The sequence below is a fragment of the Curtobacterium sp. 260 genome (assembly GCF_030803485.1).
In the GTDB taxonomy this organism is placed as follows: Bacteria; Actinomycetota; Actinomycetes; order Actinomycetales; family Microbacteriaceae; genus Curtobacterium.
Genome location: NZ_JAURUY010000006.1, coordinates 54,532 through 68,041 on the forward strand (window position 1 = coordinate 54,532; position 13,510 = coordinate 68,041).

Consider the following 13,510-nt stretch of genomic DNA (forward strand, 5'->3'; position numbering starts at 1 on the left):
CGACGACCGACAGGGGCGTCACCGGATCCGTCCGGTGGCGCCCCTGTCGCTCCTCCGCATCCGCCGGAGGACCCTGCCGATGTCCACAGGAACGAGGCGGATGGGAACAATCCGTTTGCGCTGGTTGTATTTTTGCAGTGCGCGCAACAACGCTCCCCCGCGCCCGGGCGAGAGCGACGCGCGAGCACCAGTACGCACGGGAGACCGAATGACCCAGACGGCGACCGCACCCGCGGCCCCCACCACGTCCTCGAACGCGGTGATGAACCACCGACAGATCCTGCTCGTCATCTACGGACTGATGGCCGGCATGTTCCTCGGCGCGCTCGACCAGACCATCGTCGGCACCGCCATCCGCACGATCGGCAACGACCTGCACGGGCTCGACCAGCAGGCGTGGGTGACCACGGCCTACCTGATCGCGTCCACGATCACGACGCCGATCTACGGCAAGCTCTCCGACATCTTCGGCCGCCGCCCGCTGTTCCTCACCGCGATCGGCATCTTCATCCTCGGGTCGCTCGCCGCGTCGTTCTCGACCTCGATGCTCATGCTCGCCGGGTTCCGCGCGCTGCAGGGCCTCGGCGCCGGCGGCCTGATGTCGCTGCCGCTCGCGATCATGGGGGACATGCTCGCCCCGCGCGAGCGCGCCAAGTACCAGGGCTACTTCCTCGCCGTGTTCGGCATCTCCTCGGTCATCGGGCCGCTCGTCGGCGGCCTCTTCGCCGGCGCGTCCGAGATCCTGTTCGTCAGCGGGTGGCGCTGGGTCTTCCTGGTCAACGTGCCCGTCGGCATCATCGCGCTCTTCATGGTGACGACGTTCCTGCACCTGCCGAAGTTCGGCGACCGCGGGAAGCCCCGCATCGACTGGTGGGGCGCCTCGCTGGTCATCGTCACCCTCGTCCCGCTGCTCCTCATCGCCGAGCAGGGCCGCGAGTGGGGTTGGGACTCCCCCGGCGCGATCGCCTGCTACGCGATCGGCGCGCTGGGTCTCGTCGCCTTCGTGATCGTCGAGCGCTCCATGGGCGACGACGCGATCCTCCCACTCAAGCTCTTCGGCTCGCGGGTGTTCTCAATGGCCGCGGTCCTGTCCGTGCTCGTCGGCTTCGGGATGTTCGGTGCGATGCTGACGATCCCGCTCTACCTGCAGATCGTCAAGGGCGTCACCCCGACCGAGTCCGGCTTCGCCATGCTGCCGATGGTGCTCGGTCTGATGATCTCCTCGATCGCCTCGGGTCAGATCATCTCGCGCACCGGCCGCTACGGCGCCTTCCCGATCACGGGCACCGCGTTCACGGCGATCGGCTTCACGCTCCTCACCTTCCTGACCGCCGACAGCCCCCTCTGGTTCCTCATGCTCGGCATGTTCGGCATCGGTCTCGGGCTCGGGCAGCTCATGCAGACACTGACCCTCGCCGCGCAGAACTCGGTCTCCCCGCGGGACATCGGCGTCGCCACGAGTGCGGCGACGTTCTTCCGCCAGATCGGCGGCACGATGGGCACCGCGGTGCTCCTGTCCGTCCTGTTCACGCTCATGCCGACGAACATCACCGGCGCGATGCAGAACGAGTCGACGCTCAAGCCGGCCCTCACCGCCGCGCTCACCCCTTCGGTCGCGAGCGCGTCCGAGAACAAGGGCGTGATGGACCAGATCTGGTCGAAGATCGTCGACCCGGTGCAGCAGAACGTGCAGCAGGGTCTCGACCAGGGTGCCGCAGCGGCGAAGCAGGCCGCGGACCAGGCCGTGACGAAGCAGGTCACCGCGCAGGTGCAGCAGCAGGTCGCCGCCGGCCGGATCCCCGCAGCCTCCGCCGACTCGGTCATCGCCGAGCAGGTCGCCGCGAACAAGTCGGCCGCCGAGCAGCAGGCGCTCGAGACCGCCGCGTCGAAGGCGAACGCCGAGGTCGTCGACGGCACGCTGCAGATCGACTACAGCAACGCCGACCAGCGGAAGGCCGTGGTCGACGAGGTCGCGCCGAAGCTGGTCGACCAGCTGGAGAACGGCGACACGGCGGCCAGCTCGTCCGCCGGCTCGGCCACGAGCGACACGTCGTTCCTCAACGGTGCGGACCAGCGGCTCACCCGTCCGTTCCTGGTCGGGTTCAGCCAGTCGGCCGTCGTCGTCTACTCCGTCGGGCTGGGCGTCATCCTGCTCGCCTTCGTCCTGACCTGGTTCTTCCGGGTCCCGCCGCTCCGCAAGGTGTCTGCACTGCAGGAACAGGCGAACGCGGCGAAGGGCGACTCCGACCGCCTGGCAGCGGACGCGCAGCAGGCGGCGGCGGACACCGGCTCGCTGGTCACCCCGGACACAGGGTCGGTCCGGGCGGTCCCGACCTCGCCCGACGTCACGGTGCAGCAGCCGCAGGACCGGTCCGGAGGCACCACCTCCCCCGCCGACCGGCTCGCCTCCGACACGGGTGCAGCTGACCGTGCCGGTCACGACCCCGAGGGCGGCACGCGGGCACCGCTCACCGACGCGACCACGCACGGCGCGCACGCCGCGGCGGCACCGGTGGACGAGCCTCCGGCCACGACCGCGACCATCCGGACGCACCCGGCGCACGCCGCGTCGGACGGGGCCACGCCGCCGGGTACCACGGCCGAGCACCACGGGCGACACACGGCGGAGTAGCCCGCCGCCGCTGGGAGGCGACATCGTCGACGTCGTACGACGTCGAGGGTGTCGCCTCCGTCGTCCCGCCCGGACGGGCGCCGCGCTCGTCAGCGCTGCCCGCGCTCCTGCTCCCGGAGCTCGACGTAGTTGCCAGCGGCGCACTCCGAGGTCGCACTGATCGTGTCGCCGCCGCCCGGGTCGGACGAGTCGAACGCGATGTCCGCGGTCCCGGCGCCCCTGCCGTTGAGTCCGGAGTAGCTGCCGTCCCCGTTGGTGAAGCGCTCCGTCACGAGCCCGGCGCGCTTCCACAGCGTGGTGAGGGTGCTGACATCGGTCTCGACGTCGCCGCGCTCGGCTCGCGAGGACAGGATCGTGGAGTGCACGCCCTCGCCGTTGCCGCGTTCGTCCGTGCACGTCCCGAGCCGTGGGCCCTCCTCCACGGTCCAGTCCCCTCCGAGCGCACTGGCCGAGTCGTCCACGAACTGCTGCCCCGCTCGCTCCGCGTCCTCGGGCCGCGACGACGGGGAACCCGTCCCGCCCGTGCACCCGGCCGTGAGGGCGAGTGCACCCACCATCAGTCCGTCCGCAGCCGTGCGGACCCTCTTCGCCGCCATCGCCCCCGTCTCCCCGGGCGCAACGCGTCCGCCCCGATCCATCCTGGCCGCTCCGGGCGGCAGGCGCTCAGCCCTCCTGTGCGACGGGAGGCACGACCGCCGAACCGACCGCCGACTCGACCGCTGCGTGCGGCAACCGGCGCCGCATCACGTCGACCGCCACCGGGTTGTCGTCCACGAGCACGAACCGCCGGCCCAGGTCACGAGCGACCGCACCGAGCGTGCCGCTCCCCGCGAAGAAGTCGAGCACCCAGTCCCCCTCGCGCGACGACGCCTGCACCATGCGGCGCAGGACGCCCTCGGGCTTCTGCGTCGGGTAGCCGGTCTTCTCGCTGCCGGTCGGCGACACGATGGTGTGCCACCACACGTCCGTCGGCAGCTTCCCGCGCTCGCGCTTCTCCGGCGTGACGAGTCCCGGCGCCATGTACGGCTCGCGGTCGACCGTCTCGGAGTCGAACCAGTAGCGCTCCGGGTCCTTCACGTAGACCAGGATCGTGTCGTGCTTGGTCGGCCAGCGCGTGCGGGACTTCGCGCCGAAGTCGTACGCCCAGATGATCTCGTTGAGGAACGCGTCGCGGCCGAAGAGCGCGTCGAGCAGCACCTTGGCGTAGTGGGCCTCGCGGTAGTCGAGGTGCAGGTACAGCGTGCCGTCGTCGGTGAGCAGCCGCCAGGCCTCGAGCAGGCGTGGCTCGAGGAACGCCCAGTAGTCCTCGAAGCGATCGTCGAAGCGCATCAGGTCGCCGCGGATCCGCTCGTACGTCCGACCACGGAAGCCCGTGATCGTCCCGGCGTCGCCGGCGGTCCGGCGCTCGGCGGTCACCGCGTGGCGCCGCTGCTTCCGTCCGGTGTTGAAGGGCGGATCGAGGTAGACGACCGTGAACGACGCGTCGGGCAGTGTCGGCAGGACGTCGAGGTTGTCGCCCAGCACGACGAGGTCGGGGCTCGAGTCGTCGATGCTGCGCACCGGACCATCCTCCCGCAGTGCGGACCGACGCCCGACCGCACCCAGCCCCCACCACGTCCGACGGCGTACGGTCCCCTGCATGGCATCACCCGAGGTCCGCAACGACACCGACGCGCAGCAGTACTCCCTGGTCGAGGACGGCGAGGTCATCGGCTTCGCGGCGTACGAGGTCGACGGCGACGAGATCCGCTTCACCCACACCGAGGTCGACCCCGCGCACCGCGGCGGTGGCCACGCGTCGATCCTCGTCCAGCACGCGCTCGACGACGTCCGCGAGGGGTCCCTGCGGGTCGTCCCGCTCTGCACCTACGTCAAGGCGTGGATCGAGCGGCACCCGGACTACCAGGAGCTCACCACGCGCTAGCGCGGCAGGTGCTCGCGCTCAGTAGGTGCGGTCGAGCGTGCCGGGTCGCGCCTCGTGCCGTCCGCCGTGTCCGACCGACGGCACACGGATGAGGACGGTGCCGCTGAGCAGGTCGTGGTCGTCGTCGGCGGGCGTCGGGACCTCCTCCGGGAGGCGCGACTGCCGCTCGTACTCGGCCTGCGTCTCGTGACGGGTCGGGGCGAACACCTCGTCCATCATCGCGCCGACACCGCCGGATCCGCCGCTGCGTGTGGCCTTGTTCGACAGGTCGATCCACCCCACGCGATCGGCGACCCACATCACGACGGCCGCCACGGCCACCGCCCCCAGGAGGATCAACCAGTTCACGGTCCCGACGCTACGTCAGTCGACCGGCCAGGGCCTCCGCCGCGCGGATGATCCTGGCGATCGGTCCGCCGCGCCGGCGGACTGCTCGCGTGCTTCCCCACCGGTGTCCGTCGTGCGGATCAGTCGACGACGACCGTCGCCTCCGGCTCGAAGCCGCGGTGCACGATGGAGACGTACCAGTACGAGACGACGTCGCCGTGCCGGACGGCATCGCTCGCGTCCGACTGCGGCTCCACCTCGACCGTCAGCCCGCCGCCGCGCGGCACCGTGACCGGCACCCTCGTGACCAGGCCGCACGGAACGTCGGTGCGCAGGACCTCGTGACGGCCGTCGGGTCCCACGGACACCCGCAGGCGCTTGCCGTCGACGCCGTTGCAGGCGACGAGGAGGTCCCAGTCGCCGGCGGGCGTCTCCGTCCCGGCCGCGCCGCGGTCGATTCCGTTCGACGACCCGAAGCCGCGGTCCCCGTCGAGCAGCGCCGCGTTCATCGCGTCGCCCCACCGGTCGAGTCCTGCTGCCCGTGTCGCGTCGGCATCGTCGGACAGCAGTCCGGAGACAGGTGCGGACGAGCAGGCCGTCGCGACCCCGAGGACCACGAGTCCTGCGACCGTGGCGGACAGGAGACGGCTCGGACGAGGCATGCGCCGAGCATAGAGGGCGCTCCGGTGGGCGTCACTGCTCGGTCAGGGCACCCGCTCGAGCCACTCCCGCGTCGCGAACTTCGTCTCGACCAGCTCCCGCGCGCGGGCCCGCTCCGCCTCGGTCACGTGGCCCTCGTGCGCCCCGTAGAGCTTCGTGAAGGTTCCGATCAGCCGGTCGATGATCTCGGCTCGGGTCAGACCGGTCTGCGAACGCAGCGGGTCGACACGCTTGGCGGCCGAGGTCGTCCCCTTGTCGCTCATCTTCTCGCGACCGATGCGGAGCACCTCGACCATCTTCTGGCCGTCCATGTCGTAGCTCATCGTGGCGTGGTGCAGCAGGGCGCCGGTGCCGAGCCGCTTCTGCGCCGCGCCACCGATCTTGCCCTTGGTCGAGGAGATGTCGTTGAGGGGCTGGTAGTACGCGTCGATCCCGAGGGACTTCAGCGCCTCGATCACCCACTCGTCCAGGTAGGCGTACGAGTCGGCGAAGGTCATGCCCTGCACGAGGTCGGTCGGCACGTACAACGAGTACGAGATGATCGCGCCGGCGTCCATGAACATGGCGCCGCCGCCGGAGATGCGGCGGACGACCTCGACGCCGTACTTCGCGGCACCGGCCGGGTCGACCTCGTTCTTCAAGGACTGGAACGACCCGATCACGACCGCGGGCTGGTCCCACTCCCAGATGCGCAGGGTCGGACCGCGACGTCCGGCACCGACCTCCTCGGTCAGGACCTGGTCGAGCGCGAGGTGCTCGTTCGGGCTGATCGGCCCCTCGTGCACGATCTCCCAGTCGTACTCCTGCCACGTCGACGCCCGCGAGAGCGCGCGACGGACGGCGACCCCCACCGACTCCGGTGTGAAGCCGAGCAGCACCGCCCCCTCGGGCAGCGCCGTGCGGACCGCGGCGGCGATGCCGGCCGCGTCGGTGGTCGCGGGCAGGCCGTCCACGGCCTGGTCGATCAACGGCAGCGCGTCGTCCGGCTCGAGGAAGAAGTCACCCGCCAGCCGGAACTCCTGGATGCTCCCGTCGACGACCTCGAGGTCGACGACGACCAGCTTGCCTCCGGGGACCTTGTACTCACCGTGCACAGGGCGAGCCTACGCCCGCCACCGGCCGGACGGGAGGCGCGGGGCACCGCCGCCACGCGCCTCCCGTCCGGCACCCCGTCGCGTCAGCGTGCCACGTGGCGGTCGAGCCACGCGATCAGGTCGGCGACCACCTCGTCGCGGTTCGTCTCGTTGTAGACCTCGTGCCGCGCCCCGTCGTAGACGTGGACCTGGACGTCGGACAGCCGACCGCGACGGCGGTACGCCTGGGCGAGCCGCTCCACGGAACGGGGTCCTCCGAGGGTGTCGTCCGATCCGACCTGCAGCAGGATCGGCAGGTCGTGCGGGATGCCTCGGCGTGGCACGCCGAGCAGCCGCGCGGCGTCACGGACACCGAAGAGCTTGATCACGTCGGCCTCGACCGCGAGCGGGTCGGCGGCGATCGCGTCGATGACGGCCCGGTCGCGCGTGATCCACTCGAACTTCGTCGGTCCGGAGCCCGCGTGCCGGGCGTTCAGGTCGCCGCTGTTCATCCACCCGGGCAGGCGGTACGCCGTGGCGGAGAGCACGACCCCGTCGTACCGCTCCGATGAGGTGTTCACGATCCGCTGTGCCATGAGCGACCCCCACGAGTGCCCGACGAGCACGAGCGGGACGCCGGGGTCCTGCTCGCGGGCGACGTCGCTCATCTGCTCCACGGCCGCGATCGCCGCGCGCAGCCCTCCCGGGCCGAGCCGCCCGAGCCGCGTGTGGTCCCCGTCCCACTGCGCCAGACCGGTCCGGCCGTGCCCGCGGTGGTCGTTCGCGTGCACGGTCCAGCCGGCTCGGACGAGGTCCTGCGCCAGCGGCTCGTACCGGAGCCCGTGCTCCCCGACACCGTGCGCGATCTGCACGATGCCCTTCGGCCTGGCGGCGCGCCAGGTCGAGTAGACGATCTCGACGCCGTGCGCGTCGGTGAACGAGGAGTCCCCTCGAGCGGCGGAGAAGGTGGGCACGGGTCGATCCTCGCAGACGTGGGGGCGGCGCAGGCGGTCCGTGGCGTGTCCGTCCGGCGTCCACGCAGCCGGCTCGGAGCCCGCCCAGGTCCACCAGGAACGCCGCACGCCTGGGAGGATCGACCGGTGACCTCCCACCGCATCGATGCCTCGCCCGACACCGCTGTCGACGTCCTCACCGCGGAACGCGAGCCCGTGCTCCGCGTCGAGGACGGCGACACCGTGACCGCCCGGACGCTGAGCGCCGCCGGCTACACCGAACGGCTGGCCGCGCCGGGGGCGGACGCACCGACGCTCCTCGATCCGCGACGCGGGCACTGCTTGGTCGGACCGATCGCGGTCACGGGAGCGCGACCCGGACAGGTGCTCGCCGTGCGCTTCGATGCGCTGGTGCCGGACGACTGGGGCTACACCGGGTCCGGCGGCGTCGACACCCCGGTCAACCGGGCGCTCGGACTCGTCGGCGCGGCGTCGCGCGGGCCGCTGCTCTGGGACGTCGCCGCGGACGCCGGCACGGCGCGGAACCAGCTCGGGCTGGGCGTCCGGACCGCGCCGTTCCTCGGCGTGGTCGGTCTGCCGCCGGAGCCCACCGGGGAGCACTCGACGATCCCGCCGCGTCCGCTCGGCGGGGGCAACATCGACTGCCGCGAACTGGTCGCCGGCGCGACGCTGTACCTACCCGTCACCGTGCCGGACGCGCTGCTCTCCGTCGGGGACGGGCACGCCGCACAGGGCGACGGCGAGGTCTCCGGCACCGCGGTCGAGTGCGGCATGACGACCACGATGACGCTGTCCCTGCTCGACCACGCCCCGGTCGAGGGCGTCCACGCCGACACCCCTGCCGGCCGCATCACGTTCGGGTTCGACGCCGACCTCAACACGGCGACGACGACGGCGCTCGACCGGATGGTCGACTGGATCGTCGGGCTGCACGGGATCACCCGCGGGCAGGCACTGGCGATGGCGAGCGTCGCGGTGAGCATGCGTGTGACCCAGGTCGCGAACCGGACCTGGGGCGTGCACGCGCTGCTCCCCCACGACGCGATCCTCGCCCCCGACGCAGGCTGAGCGCCCGACGCGGCCCGGGCGCGGACGGGCGCGGACGGGAGGCGGCGGGGGGGGGGGGCCCCCCCCCCCCCCCCCCCCCCCCCGCCTCCCGTCCGCCGCTTCGAGCCCATCGCCCCCGACCTGGGATGCCGAACCGCGCGTCGGAGGCAGGAAGTTCCTGCTCCCGATGCGCGGTTCGTCCTCCCACGCGCGGAACGGCACTCCGTGTCCGGGGTCAGTGCGCGGAGTACCCGCCGTCGACCAGGTGGTAGCTGCCGCTGATGAACGAGGCCTTGTCGCTCAGCAGGAACAGCACGAGCGCTGCGACCTCGGCATCGGTGCCGAGCCGCTTCGCCGCGTGCTCACCCTCGAGCGCCGCGAGCTCCTCGGCGGAGAGCGACGACCGGACGAGCGGGGTGTCGATGAACCCGGGACCGACCGCGTTCGTCCGGACGCCCTGCGCCGTGTACTCGAGCGCCGCGACCTTGGTCAGCCCGACGAGCGCGTGCTTCGAGGCCACGTACGCGGCGTTGTGCGCGATGCCGACCGACCCCAGCACCGACGCCATGTTCACGATCGCGCCACCACCGGCAGCCAGGATCGCCGGGATCTCGTAGCGGAGCCCGTAGAAGACGCCGTCGAGGTCGACCGCGCGGACCCGGTCCCACGCCTCGACGTCGTACTCGCCGATGGGCTGGGGAGCGGCACCGATGCCGGCGTTGTTCACCGCGAGGTGGAGCGCGCCGTAGGTGTCGACCGCGTGCTGGACCATCCGCTCGTTGTCGCCCACGACCGCGGAGTTCGCCTCGAACGCACTCGCGGTGCCCCCGGCGTCCTCGATCTCGGCCACGACCCGCTGCGCGGCCTCGGCCTTGATGTCGGTGACGACGACCCGCGCGCCCGCGGCCGCGAGCTCCTTCGCGATCGCAGCCCCGATGCCGCTGCCGCCACCGGTGACGACGGCGACCCTGCCCTCGAACTCGGACATGTTCTCCTTCTTCCTCGACGTTCCGTCGATCGTGCACAAAACAACACGTGTTGCACACAGAGCGTACACCTCGCGCAGACCAGTTCGTTCGCTGAACTAATGAGGTAGGCTAACGGTCGTGCCCGATACCTCACTCGCCACCGACCTCCGCGTCGCGGTGGCCCGGTTGTCCCGGACGCTGCGCGCGCAGAAGGTCGACGCGAGCATGACGGACGGCCAGTTCTCGGCCCTCGCGCGACTGCACCGCGAGGGCGCCATGACCCTCGCCGAGCTCAGCCGGCAGGACGGCGTCACACCGCCGAGCATGACGAAGTCGATCGCGGTGCTCGTGGACCGTGGCCTCGTGTCGAAGGTCGACCACGGCGACGACCGCCGCAAGGTCCTGCTCGCCGCGACCCCGGCCGGAGCGACCTTCGTCGAGGAGACCCGGCGCCGCCGCGACGACTGGCTCTCCCCGCGCCTCACGACCCTGACCGCCACCGAGCGCCGCACCCTCGCCGAGGCCACCGAGATCATGAGGAGGCTTGCCCAGCAGTGACCGCCCTGTTCCGCTCCCTGTCCACCCGCAACTACCGCATCTGGTTCGCCGGGGCCCTGGTCTCCAACGTCGGCACCTGGATGCAGCGCACCGCCCAGGACTGGATCGTCCTGACGAAGCTGTCCGACAACGACGCGATCGCGGTCGGCATCACGATGGCGCTGCAGTTCGGTCCGCAGCTGCTCCTGCTCCCGCTGACCGGCCTGGCCGCGGACCGCTTCGACCGGCGGCGGATGCTCATGCTGACGCAGGGACTCATGGGCGCCCTCGGGCTCGGCCTCGGGATCATGGTCCTCACCGACACGGCGACCCTGTGGTCCCTGTACGGCTTCGCCCTGGCGCTCGGCATCGTCGCCGCGTTCGACACCCCGATCCGTCAGGCGTTCGTCTCCGACGTCGTGCAGGGCGAGCACGTCTCGAACGCCGTCGCGCTCAACTCGGCGTCCTTCAACGCCGCCCGGCTCATCGGGCCCGCGGTCGCGGGCGTGCTCATCGCCGCGATCGGGTCCGGCTGGGTGTTCGTCATCAACGCCGGCTCGTTCCTGGCCGTCCTCGTCGCGCTCCGCTTCGTCGACCCCGCCCAGCTCGCCGAACGCGTGCGCGCGAAGCGCGGGAAGGGGCAGATCCTCGCCGGCTTCACCTACGTGCGGACCCGTCCGGACATCATCGTGGTGCTCTGCATGATCTTCGTCGTGGGGACCTTCGGCGTGAACTTCCCCATCTTCACCTCGACCATGGCGCGGGTCGAGTTCGGCAAGGGTGCCGGCGAGTTCGGCCTGCTGAACTCCGTCATGGCGATCGGTTCGGTCGCCGGCGCGCTCCTCTCCGCCCGGCGGGACCGCCCGCGGATGCGGACCCTCGTCGTCGCCTCGGCCGGCTTCGGCCTGGCGTGCACGGCGGCGGCCCTCGCCCCGACGTACTGGACCTTCGCGGTCGTGCTCGTCTTCGTCGGCCTGGCCTCGCTCACCTTCATGACCACGGCCAACGCGCTCGTGCAGACCACCACGAAGCCCGCGATGCGCGGTCGCGTGATGGCGCTGTACATGGCGATCTTCGCCGGGGGCACACCGATCGGCGCCCCGGTGGTGGGCGCCGTCGCCGATGCGTGGGGGCCACGCTGGGCGATCGTGGTGGGAGCCGCGTCGGGCTTCGTCGCGCTCGCGATCGCCCTGGTCTGGCTCGTCCGCTGGGAACACCTGCGGCTGCGGTACGACGCCGATGCCCGACTGCACCTCGCGGTCACGCATGCGGTGCCGGTGGTCGGCACGCGGGCGTCGCGTGCCGCGCTGCGGCGCGACCTGGAGCGCGACGAGGCGGTGGCGGACCGGTCCAGCTCGGTCTGAGCGTCGGGACCGTCGCCGGCCAGGAGGCACGGGCCACCCCCGCCACGCGCGCACCGCGACAGGATGCCGGCCGGGAGGCACGGTGCCAGCCCGCCACGGCCCTCCCGTCCGGCCCTCTGCCCCGCCCGACGACCGCAGCTCAGCGCGCGGGGGTCGCGACCGTGAAGACGCGGTCCTCGAGCGCCGCGACGACGGCGTCGACCGCGGCGGCGAGTCCCTCGGCGGCGGCTCGGATCCGGCCCGGAGCACCGACCTCCACGCGTCCGAGCGCCGAACGCGCGACCCGGAACGCGGCGACCTGGTCCCCCACGCAGGCGGGCGCGACGTCCGCGAGGCAGTCGTCGGCGCGCGCCGCGAGGAACGCGAGCGACCGCGGACTGTGCGACTCGTGGAGGAGGAACCCGGCGGCGTCCCGCGGATCGACGCCGTGGTGGTCGCGCCCCCGCCGGAAGGCCTCGCCGGCACCGCACGCCCGCAGCGCGGTGGTCCACGACGCCGCCGACCCCGCATCGACGAGCGACGACGCCAGCAACCGCGCCGTGAGGCCGCACCGCAGCAGGGACCTGCCCAGGGTGAAGAACTCCCACACCTCGTCGCGGCTGACGTCACCCTCGACGACGCCGACGGCCAGCGCGCTCCGTTCCCGCACCCACGCGAGGAACTCGTGCGCCCGGTCGACGGCGACCTTGCGCGGCATGCGCGACCGGGTGACGTCGAGGCAGTCCCAGAGCTCGGTGGACACGACCTCGCGCGCGCGACGGGCGTGGTCCCGTGCCACGCCGACCGCGTGTGCGACCGAGGCGGGTTCGTGCCGGTCGAGGGCGAGCGACTCGACGACGGCCGCACGCTCACGGCGTCGTGCGGGCGCGCGTGCACCCACGACGCGGTGCAGCACGGAGCCGACCGTGGACTCCTCCTCGACCACACCCGCGTCGGGCCGGACGACGTAGACGTCGAGCATCCTCGCGACCACGTCGGCGCGCTCCACCGCGCTCCCGACGTGGAACACGCTCCCCGCGAGTCGGCTCAGCACGTCGGCTCCTGCATGCGGCGAAGCTACCGAGCGGGCATTGCGGCGGTGTTTCGGGACCGCGTCACGGGTGTTGCGAGCCATCCGGCAGACGCGCTCCCAGGAGACACTCGCTAGACAACCTAACTAGAGCGTCTAGCATTGTCCGTATGACGACCGAGGTGACGAACACCACCACGGGCTTCTGGTACGGGTCAGGATCCAGGGTCGACGCGGTGGACGTACTGAACGCGCTCCGCAGGTACCGGAGTGCCGAGAGCGCTGCCCAGCGCCGGGCGCGCGAGGCACTCGGCATCGGCGAGAACGCACTGCTCGCGCTCCGGGTCCTGCTGGACGCCGAGTCCGAAGGACGCTCCGTCAACGCGAAGGAACTCGCCGACCGACTCGAGATCACGCCGGCGTCGACGTCGGCACTCGTGGACCGACTCGTCCGCAGCGGTCACGTCGAACGACACCCCGACCCCCACGACCGCCGTGGGGTCATCCTCACCGCGTCCGGCGGGTCGATGCGGCAGGTGCTGCGGGTGATCGACCAGCTCGACACCCGCGCGATCGAGGTCGCCGAGCACCTGCCCCAGACGGACATGTCGGTCATCGTCGCGTTCCTCGAGGAGATGGCCCGGGTCGTCGACCACGACGAGGACGCGGCCGACGCGGAGCGCTCCGCGTAGCCTCGTCCCATGCCCAGCGCACCGGACGAACCCGTCGGGGTCCCACCGCTCGGTCCGCGGTCGCAGGAGCCGGGCCGCGAGCACGCGCGCGACCCCGAGGACGACATGCCGCTCGCCGAGCTCGACGCGCGCGCCCGGGCCGACGCCGCACTCCGGCGCATCCGGAACGGCGCCGACCCCGCGCGGGAGGCCTTCGACCTGGCGAACACGATGAACGACGAGGCCGTCGGACGACTCCACGGTGCCGTGCTGCGCTGGCTGCGCTGGCTGCGCTGGTTGCGCCGAGACTGACCCGGCGGGCGG

15 protein-coding genes are annotated in these 13,510 nt (G+C 72.0%); 7 read left to right on the forward strand and 8 right to left on the reverse strand.

What is annotated here, in order from left to right; all coding sequences use genetic code 11:
- Positions 1–208 precede the first annotated feature (208 nt).
- Positions 209–2,632: an MDR family MFS transporter gene (locus J2X59_RS09210; RefSeq protein ID WP_326496465.1), complete on the forward strand. Its 2,424-nt coding sequence runs from the start codon at positions 209–211 to the stop codon at positions 2,630–2,632.
- Between the two features lie 89 nt (positions 2,633–2,721).
- Here the strand turns inward: J2X59_RS09210 and J2X59_RS09215 are convergent, their stop codons facing one another.
- Both J2X59_RS09215 and J2X59_RS09220 read right to left on the reverse strand, forming a co-directional pair.
- Complete coding sequence (locus tag J2X59_RS09215) at positions 2,722–3,228, reverse strand: hypothetical protein (RefSeq protein WP_326496466.1); 507 nt, start codon at positions 3,226–3,228, stop codon at positions 2,722–2,724.
- Between the two features lie 67 nt (positions 3,229–3,295).
- Positions 3,296–4,192, reverse strand: a complete 897-nt coding sequence (locus J2X59_RS09220) for a DNA-methyltransferase (RefSeq protein ID WP_442781424.1) — start codon at positions 4,190–4,192, stop codon at positions 3,296–3,298.
- Positions 4,193–4,271: 79 nt separating this feature from the next.
- On the opposite strand from J2X59_RS09220, the gene J2X59_RS09225 reads away from it, so the two are divergent.
- Positions 4,272–4,556, forward strand: coding sequence for a GNAT family N-acetyltransferase (locus J2X59_RS09225; RefSeq protein ID WP_209679875.1), 285 nt, complete (start codon positions 4,272–4,274; stop codon positions 4,554–4,556).
- An 18-nt stretch (positions 4,557–4,574) separates the two neighbouring features.
- Here J2X59_RS09225 and J2X59_RS09230 read toward each other — a convergent pair whose 3' ends face one another.
- The 4 genes from J2X59_RS09230 to J2X59_RS09245 form a co-directional block, all read right to left on the reverse strand.
- Positions 4,575–4,904, reverse strand: a complete 330-nt coding sequence (locus J2X59_RS09230; protein ID WP_326496467.1) for a hypothetical protein — start codon at positions 4,902–4,904, stop codon at positions 4,575–4,577.
- 119 nt (positions 4,905–5,023) lie between these two features.
- Positions 5,024–5,545 (reverse strand): hypothetical protein, encoded by a 522-nt coding sequence (locus tag J2X59_RS09235; RefSeq protein WP_326496468.1) that lies wholly within the window; start codon positions 5,543–5,545, stop codon positions 5,024–5,026.
- 42 nt (positions 5,546–5,587) lie between these two features.
- Positions 5,588–6,637, reverse strand: a complete 1,050-nt coding sequence (locus J2X59_RS09240; protein WP_326496469.1) for a lipoate--protein ligase family protein — start codon at positions 6,635–6,637, stop codon at positions 5,588–5,590.
- A gap of 83 nt (positions 6,638–6,720) precedes the next feature.
- Complete coding sequence (locus J2X59_RS09245; protein WP_326496470.1) at positions 6,721–7,590, reverse strand: alpha/beta hydrolase; 870 nt, start codon at positions 7,588–7,590, stop codon at positions 6,721–6,723.
- Positions 7,591–7,716: 126 nt separating this feature from the next.
- On the opposite strand from J2X59_RS09245, the gene J2X59_RS09250 reads away from it, so the two are divergent.
- The gene (locus J2X59_RS09250; RefSeq protein ID WP_326496471.1) at positions 7,717–8,658 is read left to right on the forward strand and encodes an acetamidase/formamidase family protein; all 942 of its coding nucleotides are present in this window, start codon (positions 7,717–7,719) and stop codon (positions 8,656–8,658) included.
- A gap of 214 nt (positions 8,659–8,872) precedes the next feature.
- Here J2X59_RS09250 and J2X59_RS09255 read toward each other — a convergent pair whose 3' ends face one another.
- The gene (locus tag J2X59_RS09255; protein ID WP_326496472.1) at positions 8,873–9,625 is read right to left on the reverse strand and encodes an SDR family NAD(P)-dependent oxidoreductase; all 753 of its coding nucleotides are present in this window, start codon (positions 9,623–9,625) and stop codon (positions 8,873–8,875) included.
- Between the two features lie 118 nt (positions 9,626–9,743).
- Between J2X59_RS09255 and J2X59_RS09260 the strand changes: the two genes are divergently transcribed.
- Both J2X59_RS09260 and J2X59_RS09265 read left to right on the forward strand, forming a co-directional pair.
- Positions 9,744–10,163: a MarR family winged helix-turn-helix transcriptional regulator gene (locus tag J2X59_RS09260; RefSeq protein ID WP_066652230.1), complete on the forward strand. Its 420-nt coding sequence runs from the start codon at positions 9,744–9,746 to the stop codon at positions 10,161–10,163.
- Positions 10,160–11,506 (forward strand): MFS transporter, encoded by a 1,347-nt coding sequence (locus tag J2X59_RS09265; RefSeq protein WP_066652228.1) that lies wholly within the window; start codon positions 10,160–10,162, stop codon positions 11,504–11,506. Before J2X59_RS09260 ends, J2X59_RS09265 begins: the two co-directional genes overlap by 4 nt.
- A 139-nt stretch (positions 11,507–11,645) precedes the next feature.
- On the opposite strand, the gene J2X59_RS09270 is transcribed toward J2X59_RS09265, so the two are convergent.
- On the reverse strand, positions 11,646–12,539 hold the full coding sequence (locus J2X59_RS09270; RefSeq protein ID WP_326496473.1) for an alpha-E domain-containing protein: 894 nt from the start codon (positions 12,537–12,539) through the stop codon (positions 11,646–11,648).
- A 146-nt stretch (positions 12,540–12,685) separates the two neighbouring features.
- Between J2X59_RS09270 and J2X59_RS09275 the strand changes: the two genes are divergently transcribed.
- A complete protein-coding gene (locus J2X59_RS09275; RefSeq protein WP_326496474.1) occupies positions 12,686–13,207 on the forward strand; it encodes a MarR family winged helix-turn-helix transcriptional regulator in 522 nt (173 codons plus the stop codon).
- Positions 13,208–13,216: 9 nt separating this feature from the next.
- Positions 13,217–13,498: a hypothetical protein gene (locus tag J2X59_RS09280; RefSeq protein ID WP_326496475.1), complete on the forward strand. Its 282-nt coding sequence runs from the start codon at positions 13,217–13,219 to the stop codon at positions 13,496–13,498.
- The last annotated feature ends 12 nt before the right edge of the window (positions 13,499–13,510 follow it).